This is a genomic window from Deltaproteobacteria bacterium, assembly GCA_018668695.1.
Classification (GTDB): Bacteria; Myxococcota; XYA12-FULL-58-9; order XYA12-FULL-58-9; family JABJBS01; genus JABJBS01.
This window is the reverse complement of record JABJBS010000126.1, coordinates 1-10,637: the sequence shown is the minus strand read 5'-3', so window position 1 is coordinate 10,637 and position 10,637 is coordinate 1. Positions and strand designations below refer to the sequence as shown.

Genomic DNA, 10,637 nt, shown 5'->3' with positions numbered 1-10,637 from the left:
TATAAGTTTGAAACGGCGCAGGCTTCGGAATGAAGACTCACGTTGGATTACGAACGCGAATTTTAGTGACCTCAGGAATCTGCTCGTTTTTTCTCGTAGTCATCTCTGCTGGTTTTATTCTCTCGCAATTAAAGAATGCGCTTTTATCAACCGTTGCGATGAGTCCCCATATCTTCGATGCAGAAGACCAAGCCGAGTGCCTGGAAAACCCGGAGGCATGGTTTACAGTCAAGCCCGCGGATGGCGCGATTGTCTACGCCTACAGCAGTGAGACGGGCAAATCACTGAATCTCAATGCGCCACCGATGCTTGATCTCTTGTGGGAACGGCTTCAATCCGGTGAAGACCTCGCTATTAAGAACGAAATCGAATCTCCCTTTGTGGCGTGGACTGAATCACAAACCGCGGCAACATTTGCTCGCCGCGTTGGAGAGCCCGGTATATGTGGCGTGATTCAAGGCTCGTTTGCATCATTACCACCGGTTCGTCAGGCCGTTGGGATGAGTTACTTATCTGCCAGCTTTATAGGAGTCTTCATTGTTATTGGCGTGATGATGATTTTTACGATTCGTCCGATTGCTCGTCGGCTGAGACGATTGAGCTTTGCCGCGCGCAGTGTTGGACTTGAAGGTGAGTACCGTTCGGCGGGTGATAATTTACGAGACGATATTGGCGAGATTGCCCTGATTCTAGACAGTGCTCACAGCCGAATGCGTGCAGATGCCGAGCGCCTAGAGCAGCGCCGAGTGGCTTTAGAGCAGCACCTAGCAAATGTTGCCCATGACTTAAGAACACCGATGTCTTCGCTTCACTTGGGCCTGCAAGAGCTTCAGAGTCATATTGAATCAGAAACGGCCAAAGACCTACTGCGCCGCACAATCAACGATTCCGCTTATCTGATGGGTTTAACGGATAACCTCCACCTTGCCAGCCGGCTTTCCGATGGTGCTGACCCAACCGCTGGTCATGCGCGAACAGACTTGGGCGAGTTGGTAGATAAGATTGAACTGCGATTTTCTCTTTTGGGGAAAATGTCGGGTGTTCAAGTGGTGGCCGCTCGGCCCGACAAACCGGTTTGGGTCATCTGTGATCCGTTTATTGCTGAGCGAGCGTTGAGTAACATCGTGCACAATGCGGTGACCCATGGCGAGGAGGGTGGTAATGTTGCTGTCGTTCTAGAAGTGGTGGATGACAACTTTGAGCTGGTCGTCAGTGACGATGGTCCAGGTGTACCGCCCGAAGACCTATCGATGCTGGCAGAGCGAACGTTTCGAAGTGATGAAGCGCGGCAACGCGATACCTCCGGCCAGGGTTTGGGATTGGCCATCACCCACGAGATTGCAAGGCGCTCAGGCTGGACTTTAGAATTCACTGGCGTTGAGCCTCGCGGTCTTCAGGTGAGCCTAAAGGGTAGCCATATCGGTTAGGCGTGGTCTGGAAAGAGATGCTTAAAAACCTCTCTGTGAAACCAGTGAGGTCCTTTTTCTTCTTCTGGCGCGAACCGTCCTTTCACACCAAACCCGCTGGCAATGCCTTTGGCGACCAAGTCCATGGCTTCCACATCTTCATCGTCAACCTGTTGATTCAGCCAGATGGATTCCATCTCCCCATATTTCTTTTCATCCATCACATAATGGTGCCAGAAGAACCGCGTTTGGTCGGGGTGGTTCGCAACCGGCTCATAACGGTTGATAGACAGGCCCCAAGGATAAAAGTTGAGTGTCAAGTTGGGAAAGATAAACCACCACAACGAAAAGACTCGCTTGGATGGGTCTTTGGGATCTCGAAATCTTTCTGGCAAAAGTTCAGGATCAAAGCCATGGTCTGGATTTTTCGCATACGCCCATTGCAGCGAGGCGCCGGTGTAGAGCTCGGTCTGGTAGTTGCGGTAGTAGAGCGCGTCGACGAGTCCTTTAGGACCGCGGTGAATAAATGGAATGTGAAACTTATCCATAAAGTTCCAAGCATGCTGCTTCCAGTTTCCAGGTACCACCCGCTCTTCGACTTTTTGAAGTTTTCTAGACCATGTCTCAATTTGAAAATGCTTGATGCTCTCACGAATCGGTTCGAAAATGGTCTCGAAATCATCCACTGGCTTTCCAAGTGAAGCGAATAGCCATGGACCAAACTGATGCAAGGGCAGCTCTTGAAGGTGGTCACAGGGCCTAGGGAAATTTGGCAGCTTACCAAACGCGGGCTGCGAGACGAATTGGCCCTCGTCATCAAAGCGCCGGCCGTGCTGTCCACAAACGACGCCTTTGCTTTTACCGGCCTCGGTGACCAATGGATACCAGGCGTGGGTGCACACATTGGGAAAGAGTCGAAGCTTTCCTACGCCGTCGCGTTTGAGAAAGAGCGGACGGCCATCAAGCTCCAAAGGAGCATGGGAACCGGGTTCTTCTACGCGCTGCGTCGTAGAGCGTGGATCTTCTAGAAAAGCATCCCGAGGCGTTTCAGGCAGCATAAGCCATGCATTGGCGAAGAGAGTTTTGTTTTCATGGATCAAGAGATCATGACTCTCAAAGGCTTCCGGCGGAAGACTCTCCGCCTGGTCTATATCACTGTGAACAAAGAACTTTTCTGGATTTAGGGAGGGTTTATTCATCGTGTTTCCTCCAGATATTGTACCTGGGTGAGCCGTGGGATTTGTAAAAAATACGCCTTAATCTGTTTTTTTTAGCAACACCACCCCCAAAACGCCCGACAATCTATCCGATGGTTTCAATGCCAGTTACAAAATATCTATGAAGGACGCCTCAAATGCCTACACCTCTTAGCGGAAACAAAGCTCCTACTCGTGCCGACCGAACTGTTGATACAGAAGGCGCGAACGTAAAATTCTCGACCGACCTTGGCGTTGATGGTTACCGAGATATGCCCGGCTTGGTAGCCGAAGCACGAACATTCAAAGACCCATCTCCAAAAGACATTCGACTGAGCTCAGAGCAGCTTCAAGGTGTGAACGACCTCGAAACACTCGGCACGACAATCGCCAAAGCCTTTGAAGATAATAAGGCTTATCTTGGCGCGGAAGAAATCACGGGCAACAACGAGAACCTCGGCGTTTCATCTTTGCGCAAGCAAGCGTTTTTCAATGGCATCGCTAAAGACCTCGAGAGTAGCAATCTGCCTGCGACCGATAAGCAGGGCGCTTTGAAAATGCTCAAGCGCCTTGAAGAAGAAAGCTACATGAACCGGGAGATCACATTCGATACCGGCAAGCTTGACACTTACCACCCCTACACGAAGCCGTTTGATAAAGGTGTTCGCAAAATCGAAGCACTCGCACCTCCAGGGGTTGAGCGTGAAGCGATTACGGCTGAACTCAATTACATTACAGACCGTAAGACCCGTGCCAGTGGCTGGGGCAATGTAAGTGAAGGCAACGCAGAAGAAACCCTCGGCCTTCGTCCGGTAGACCGTGACAACGGCGGCCAGGCATTGTCTTTGGCAAAAGACTCAGTAGACAGCTTTAAGCCTAAGTATGTTGTTATCAATGTGAATACCGATGGTTTGCCAGAAGGCATGGAAGAGCATGCAGGTAAGTCTGTTGTACGAGACGGTGAAAACCTCGTGTTTGATAAAACATCTACCGCGGTACCTGCAGAACTCGCAGAGCATCTCACTGAAAAAGCGGCCTCAAAAAATACAGGTCTTCGTTTGATGGAATCAGCCGAGACCAAGCGAGGAAGCTTTCCATACGATTGGAACCAAAATGGCGGCGTGGATGTAGACGGAATGAATATCGGTTGGTGGGGACACTGCCATATCGAAGCACCGCTTGCAGCACTTAAGCTTGCCGCAGGCTCTGATGTAACTGTGTTTGATGCACGCTCAAAAGGTGAGAGCACGTTTGGCTCAACCGACGTCAACGACTTACTCTTCGCGCTTATGGACGCGGACCGCTACGCAGACATCAACACGGGGCGCGCAGCATCTGCCGAAACCACAACTTTTGTTGGTAACCGAAACGATACTATTGGAGGTCAGCACCCAGGTGACAAGATGATTCTCACCGTGGGTGGTCGCGAAATTCCATTCTCGTTTAAGCTTACTGGACTCTACGACGTAGATGATGCTGAAAAGTCGGTCAATCCAGATGATTCTTTCTCACCGACTGTCGTGACCGAAGGTCTCAAGTTTGAGAAGAATCCAGCATTCAGCGGTTTACGTGAACAAGACTGGTCAGTCATCAGTGGTGACCGCAAATTTGAAGGCAGCGTCGAATACATGGACGTGAATTCAAGAGGCGGCGTGGAGCGCAAAAAAGCAGATATCCTGATTGACCCTAAGAACCCTTCAGATGAGCCTATCTTACTGAGCAGTGAGCTGGGCCGTGGTTCTTATCCACCTTCAGTAACCAAGTATTACTTGAATCAGAAAACCGGAAATCTCGAAAGCCGTCAGTTTGAGGCCGCTAAGAAGGAAGATGGTTCTTATGAGATGAAGCCAGTGGGCGAGGAGAACAAGGTCTTCGGTGCAGTTGGCGGTATGAATTTGAGCCGTGAGCTTACTAAAGAGAGTGTGATTGAACTCCATAACCACTTCTTAGATGCGGCTCGCCGCGGCGTTTCCTTCGTCACTGAGAAGGATTCTGGCCACATGGTTTGGAACTATGGAACCGATAGCTTCAAGATCAATAAGGTTGAAGAAGACGGTGACTTCGTGAAGTACGAAGTGGCAGACAAAACTCAGGGTGGAACAAAGACTTGGTCTTACATCTTGAAGTATGACGACGAAGGCAATGCCGTGGATGCTCATGCTTTTAGCGCGCCGCCAGATTTCGTGTTCCGCCCAGAAAAGACAGTGACTGCACCTCTGGTTCGAGCTGAGAACGGTAGCGTTCTTTATAACTCAGCCGCTTATGAGCGCGGCTTTCTCGTCGGCGAAGACGGAAAAATCAGCGATGAGTCATTATCGTTCTTTCGCTATGCGAGTGATGTTCTCTACGCCTCTTTGGTTGACCCAGCGAAAGACAATCAGTTCGTAATCATGGACGACCAAGGTGAGATGTATTTCTACGATACCAAAGAAGCTTATGAAGCTGATGTGGCAAAGCTTAAGGGCGATACAGCAGAAGTAACTGAGTAAGCTTTTAGATTGGGTCGCGGTGGCCTCGAGAGCAACCGATTGGGAGAGTAAAATGAGTGCAAGCGCAGCGTTGAAATCACGTGAAAAGTTGGTTCGTAAGCAATTGGAGGAGATTGATCCACGGTTGGGACATCGGCCCGAAGCGCATCCTTTGGCGACTAAAATAGCAAAAGGTAAAGATGCACTGATTGAACTCATCGAACTGGTTGAGGATTCCAATGCTGAAGTCGAAGAGCGACTTCTTGCTCTCGAGGCCATCAGCGCTATCTTAGCCCGTGAGGGAGAAGATGGTATGGCTCAAAGTGTTCTTCGCTTGATTGCCAGTTCAGTCGACCAACACCCTCAGCTTCGGGGCGCAGCTGCCCGGGCGATGCTTATCGCTGGTGACAAGCCCTTTATTAAGGCATTTGAAGCGAGGCTTGCGTCTGACGATGCGAGATTGGTTGCATCTGCAGCTCACTCTATGGGCGTAGCTCGATACGAACCGGCGGTGGAAGCCTTAATCGAACTTTTCGCAAATCATCCTGCAATCGCTGTTCAATCGAAAGCCGTTTGGGCACTCGGAGAAATTGGTGCATCTCGGGCCATTGAAATTCTAGAAGCAGGGTTTCGCGCTCAGCGATGTCTGATGCCGGTGATTGAAGCTTTGGGTAAAGTGGGAACGATGGAGACGCTCGCGCAGTTAACGCTTGCGCTTCGTGATGACGATGCAGATATTCGTTTGACCACTGCAGAAGCCATGCACAGGCTAATCTTGAGACATATGGACGATGACCACGGCGCGCTCGAGCGCTACTTATTGATGGCACTCGAAGCTGAGGATGACTCTCGTATCGGTGTGGTTTTAATTAGCTGTTTGCGTCAGATTGGTGCCAATATTCCTAAGAAGTTGGTTCAAAAAGCGCTTACAGTATCCTTGCGGAAAACAGGCTCTATCAGCCAGGCTCGCACCAGTTAGTAACGAACCTTATCTCCTTTTTCTCTCCAGGCCTTAAAGGCTTCTAAGCCTTCATCTCGCATCATTGTCTCAATTCGAATGGACCGCTCTTCGTTGCTTAAGGGAAGCTCGTTGTAGATATGTGCGTCATCAAAGCCAATATCTGCCGCGTCATCTCGCGTGCACGCGTAGACTACCCGCTCAATTCGCGCCCAGTAAATGGCGGCCAAGCACATCGGGCAGGGCTCACAGCTCGAGTAGATGGTCGTACCATCGAGCTGGAAATCCGCGATTTCCTTACAGGCATGACGAATGGCCGTTACTTCAGCGTGGGCCGTCGGATCGTTGGTGGATGTAACGCCGTTGTTGCCTTTACCGATGATTTTTCCATCTTTTACAATGATTGCACCAAAGGGGCCGCCGCGGTTGGAGCTTGCGCCTTCTTGAGCCAGTCTAATGGCTTCGGCTAGGTATTTTGAGTCGTCTGCTTCAACAGGCATGGTAGAGCTGGCTCCTTTTCCCAACGTCAGGTCGGCCGACCCGTATAGTGTAAAGTAGCACAATTAGACAAGAGGATAGTTCATTTCGCCAAAATGTGTCATGATAATCGTTTGATTTCGATGGTACGCTATATTAAAAGCTTCGGCCGCTCCCGAAATGGTCATGGCGGCATTTTGGGGCGATCAGTACTAGTAGAGATGATTTGGAGGTGGCCAAATGGCGCCACTGCATTTTTTCCTAAATGGGAAACGGGTGGACATTCGCGACATTTCACCCAACGAGACATTACTCAATTATTTGCGTTATGAGGCCTCACTCACTGGAACGAAAGAAGGATGTGCCGAAGGCGATTGCGGTGCCTGCACCGTCTTGATGTTGGATGCTGAGCAGGGACGCGCTGCACAATTGCGTGCGGTCAACAGCTGTTTGGTTCTCGTTCCGATGTTGCATGGCAGAGAAGTTTTCACGGTAGAAGCGCTCCGAGATAAAGAGCTGCACCCGGTTCAGCAAGCCATGGTCGATACCCTTGGTTCCCAATGTGGGTTCTGTACGCCTGGTGTTGTGATGTCTATGACTGAAGCAGCCTATCGCAGCGACCTGGATAGCGCATGGAAGGTCGACGACCAGATGTGTGGAAATTTGTGCCGCTGCACGGGCTATCGGCCCATTCGGGAGGCGGCCACTCGCGTAGCCGGCACACGGCCTCCAGGAAAACTCTTAAATTGCCTAGATAACGCGAAAAGCTGTGACCGAGGTTTGAACTACGAAGCTCTGGGTGAGTCTTTCATCATACCAACGAGCTTCACGGAGTTGTTTCAAGCTTTAGAGAACCAGCCAGACGCACGTATTGTGGCCGGCGCAACCGACTTGTCTTTAGAGATCACAAAAGCTCACCGGGAATTGCCTCATCTTGTTTCTGTGGAAAGCATCCCAGAACTTCATCAGCTTGAGCTGCGTGAAGAGGGTGTTTATATCGGGGCGGCGGTGCCTCTGACCGATGTTGAGACTGCCTTGCTTGAGCGCATGCCCATGGTTTCCAGAATGCTGCGCTATTATGGTGCGCGCCAAATCAAGCACCGCGCTACCGCGGGTGGTAATATTTGTAATGCCTCACCCATTGGTGATCTACCACCGGTTCTTTTGGCTCTGGATGCTAAGCTTCATCTACGATCTAAGGCAGGTGCTCGCACCGTTTCCATCGATGAATTTTTCTTAGGTTATCGTCAAACAGCGCTTAAGCCAGGCGAAGTGTTGGAGGCTATCTGGATACCCAATGTCCTGAGTGCATCGAAAAGCGGTGCCTATAAAGTGTCGCGCCGGCGTGAGCTGGATATCAGTGCGGTGGCGGCAGGTATCGTTGTCCAGTTAGGAGAAGGCTCGGTGGTGACCGCGGCCCGGATTGGTGTTGGAGGTGTGGCTGCAACGCCCATCAGAGCCAAGCAGACTGAAGATTTTCTCGTGGGTAAGGTGTGGAACGAAGATACAGCGGAAGAGGCTGCTCAAATCATCGAGCAAGAGTTTTCACCACTCTCCGACCATCGAAGCTCAGAATGGTATCGGCGCAAGGTCATCGGCAATCTGATTCGAGGCTTTTACCAAGAGACACTGGATGCCGATTTTGTTTCGTTACCGGATGCGCCAACAGCGACCGTTGTATTGGAGGCATCCCATGAACAAGCCTAAGTCGCCTTTAGGGGCTAACCTTAAACATGAAAGCGCTCATCTGCATGTGAGCGGTGAAGCGCGCTATGTGGATGATTTCCCACTCGTGCCAGGCCTTCTGCATGCACAAATCGTTTCGTCACCCGTGGCTTGTGGAGCTTTGAAGTCGATTGATGTGGAAGCTGCGCGTGGAGTTCATGGTGTGGTCACTGTCTTGACGGCTGACGACATTCCCGGTGCAAACGATGCCTCTCCAGTATTTCACGATGAACCTTTCTTGGCTTCGGGTGCACTCTACAGTTACGGTCAAAGCATTTGTATCGTGGTGGGTGAAAGCATTGAAGCATGCCGAATAGGCGCCTCGAAAGTTGTCCTAGATATAGAGCCCTCTGAGCCGGTTTTAAGTGTTCAAGATGCAATTGAAAAGAACTCCTTTCAGGGTGAGACCGCCCGCATTACTCGTGGTGATGTAACCGAGGCTTTGAAGTCGTCTCCTCTTAAAATCAAGGGGGAGCTTGAAACGGGTGGGCAAGATCACTTTTACCTCGAGTCTCAAATCGCTCAGGTCACGCTACTTGAAGATGGTTGCTACCAGGTTGAATCCTCCACCCAGCATCCCAGCGAGGTGCAAACGAAGATCTCCGAGCTTCTTGAGATAGGTCGTCATCGTATTGTGGTTCGTTGTCCACGTATGGGTGGTGGTTTTGGAGGTAAGGAAAGTCAGGCCGTTTATGTGGGGCAGGCGGCAGCTTTGGCTGCATGGGCCACGGGGCGCCCGGTTCGAGTTCGAATGAACCGTGACCAAGACATGATTACCACCGGCAAGCGTCACCCTTGGTTCAGTACTTACGAGGCGGGCTTTAGTAAAGAGGGCGATTTATTAGCACTGAAAGTTAAGACCTACGCCGATGGTGGCTGGAGCCTCGACTTATCGCCCGCGATTTTACAGCGGTGCCTCTTTCATTTGGACAATTCTTACTTTGTTCCGAATGCTGATTTTGAGGGGCGCATCGCTAAAACGAACAAAACATCGAACACCGCATTTAGAGGTTTCGGTGGGCCGCAGGGTATGGCGGTTGTTGAAGCTGTTATGAATCACGCGGCGCAAGTTCTTCAATTGGACCCAGCACTTGTTCGTTCTCGAAATTTTTATGGAGCGGCACCACGTCACGAAACACCCTACGGACAAGAAGTGATTCCCAGCGATAATCGGTTGCAGCGAATCTACGACCAGCTGATGGCTGAGTCCGATTATGATAATCGACGTGATAAAATCGAAGCATTTAATAAAGAGTCTCGCTGGGTGAAGCGGGGAATCGGTTTTCAACCCGTTAAGTTTGGTATTTCATTTACGACATCTTTTTTAAATCAGGCAGGCGCCTTGGTGCTGATGTATGCCGATGGTTCTGTTCAGTTAAATCATGGCGGTACGGAAATGGGGCAAGGGCTTCATACCAAGATGCTTGCTATTTGTGCCCATGAGCTTGGAGCAGACCTTAAGCAAGTTCGGGTGATGGCTACGTCTACCGACAAGGTTCCGAATACTTCGGCAACGGCGGCATCGAGTGGCTCGGACTTAAATGGCCAGGCTGTTCGTAACGCGTGCGTCGAGATTCGAGAGCGTTTGCGTCCGATTGCTGCCAAACTATTAAGTGTTTCAGAAGGCGATGCAGATACGATTGTTTTTGCCGGGGGTCAGGTCTACTTGCCTGGTCAAGAAGAAGCCTCCATTGGACTCGAAAAAGTATCACAGGCAGCTTACATGGACCGCATCTCATTATCTGCCACGGGATATTATAGAACGCCTAACATCTATTTTGATGCCAAAACGGGTAAAGGCCGACCCTTTCATTATTATGCCTACGGTGGTTGCGTCGTTGAAGTTGAATTGAATGGGCTTACGGGTGAGCATCGTTTAAACAGGGTTCGCATCGTTCACGATGTGGGCAATTCCCTTTTGCCTGAAATTGATAAAGGACAGGTAGAGGGCGGATTCATTCAAGGCGCGGGTTGGGTCACCGTGGAAGAGTTGGTGATGAACCCCGAAGGCCGCTTACTCACGCATGCACCATCAACCTATAAAATTCCCGCCTATGGGGATGTACCGGATGATTTCCAGGTATCCTTACTTGAGAAAGCGCCGCAAGAGGGTGTGATTCATCGGAGCAAGGCTGTTGGCGAACCTCCGTTTATGCACGGGCTGGCCATGCTAACTGCGCTGGAGCATGCTGTTGGGGCATTTGGACCGGTTGCGCAGCGGGTTAATCTTGCCGTACCGGCCACCCCGGAAGCGCTCTTAAGAGCCGTTGAAGACAGCCGGGCTAAGCTTAAAGAGGCTTGAGTTGGCACTTGGATACCGGATTGGGGTACGATTAATTCATGGCTTTTGAAGGCGGCGAAATATTCGAACGTGTCCTTGAGATGCAAACCTCTGGCGAGCGCGGTG

5 protein-coding genes and 1 pseudogene are annotated in these 10,637 nt (G+C 50.7%); 4 read left to right on the top strand and 2 right to left on the bottom strand.

The window, feature by feature from the left end; translation table 11 throughout:
• The first annotated feature begins 29 nt into the window (after window positions 1-29).
• The gene (locus tag HOK28_07060; GenBank protein MBT6432833.1) at window positions 30-1,427 is read left to right on the top strand and encodes a HAMP domain-containing histidine kinase; all 1,398 of its coding nucleotides are present in this window, start codon (window positions 30-32) and stop codon (window positions 1,425-1,427) included.
• Here the strand turns inward: HOK28_07060 and HOK28_07055 are convergent.
• Window positions 1,424-2,605, bottom strand: coding sequence for a Rieske 2Fe-2S domain-containing protein (locus HOK28_07055; GenBank protein MBT6432832.1), 1,182 nt, complete (start codon window positions 2,603-2,605; stop codon window positions 1,424-1,426). The two genes, HOK28_07060 and HOK28_07055, sit on opposite strands and share 4 nt — an antisense overlap.
• A 155-nt stretch (window positions 2,606-2,760) precedes the next feature.
• Between HOK28_07055 and HOK28_07050 the strand changes: the two genes are divergently transcribed.
• Window positions 2,761-5,091 (top strand): hypothetical protein, encoded by a 2,331-nt coding sequence (locus tag HOK28_07050; protein MBT6432831.1) that lies wholly within the window; start codon window positions 2,761-2,763, stop codon window positions 5,089-5,091.
• A gap of 52 nt (window positions 5,092-5,143) precedes the next feature.
• Window positions 5,144-6,049 carry a HEAT repeat domain-containing protein gene (locus HOK28_07045; GenBank protein ID MBT6432830.1) on the top strand — a complete coding sequence of 302 codons (906 nt, stop codon included), beginning with the start codon at window positions 5,144-5,146 and terminating at the stop codon, window positions 6,047-6,049.
• Here the strand turns inward: HOK28_07045 and HOK28_07040 are convergent.
• Entirely contained in the window at window positions 6,046-6,528 is a 483-nt protein-coding gene (locus tag HOK28_07040) for a nucleoside deaminase (protein ID MBT6432829.1), read from the bottom strand. The genes HOK28_07045 and HOK28_07040 overlap by 4 nt on opposite strands.
• Before the next feature lie 217 nt (window positions 6,529-6,745).
• Here HOK28_07040 and xdhB point away from each other — a divergent pair.
• Window positions 6,746-10,532: pseudogene (xdhB, locus tag HOK28_07035) on the top strand (xanthine dehydrogenase molybdopterin binding subunit).
• The last annotated feature ends 105 nt before the right edge of the window (window positions 10,533-10,637 follow it).

Bases quoted from the DNA above. Each gene is read 5' to 3' on its own strand.
- HOK28_07045 (MBT6432830.1), top strand. From the start codon at position 5,144: ATGAGTGCAAGCGCAGCGTTGAAATCACGTGAAAAGTTGGTTCGTAAG.
- HOK28_07060 (MBT6432833.1), top strand. From the start codon at position 30: ATGAAGACTCACGTTGGATTACGAACGCGAATTTTAGTGACCTCAGGA.
- HOK28_07055 (MBT6432832.1), bottom strand. From the start codon at position 2,605: ATGAATAAACCCTCCCTAAATCCAGAAAAGTTCTTTGTTCACAGTGAT.
- HOK28_07040 (MBT6432829.1), bottom strand. From the start codon at position 6,528: ATGCCTGTTGAAGCAGACGACTCAAAATACCTAGCCGAAGCCATTAGA.
- HOK28_07050 (MBT6432831.1), top strand. From the start codon at position 2,761: ATGCCTACACCTCTTAGCGGAAACAAAGCTCCTACTCGTGCCGACCGA.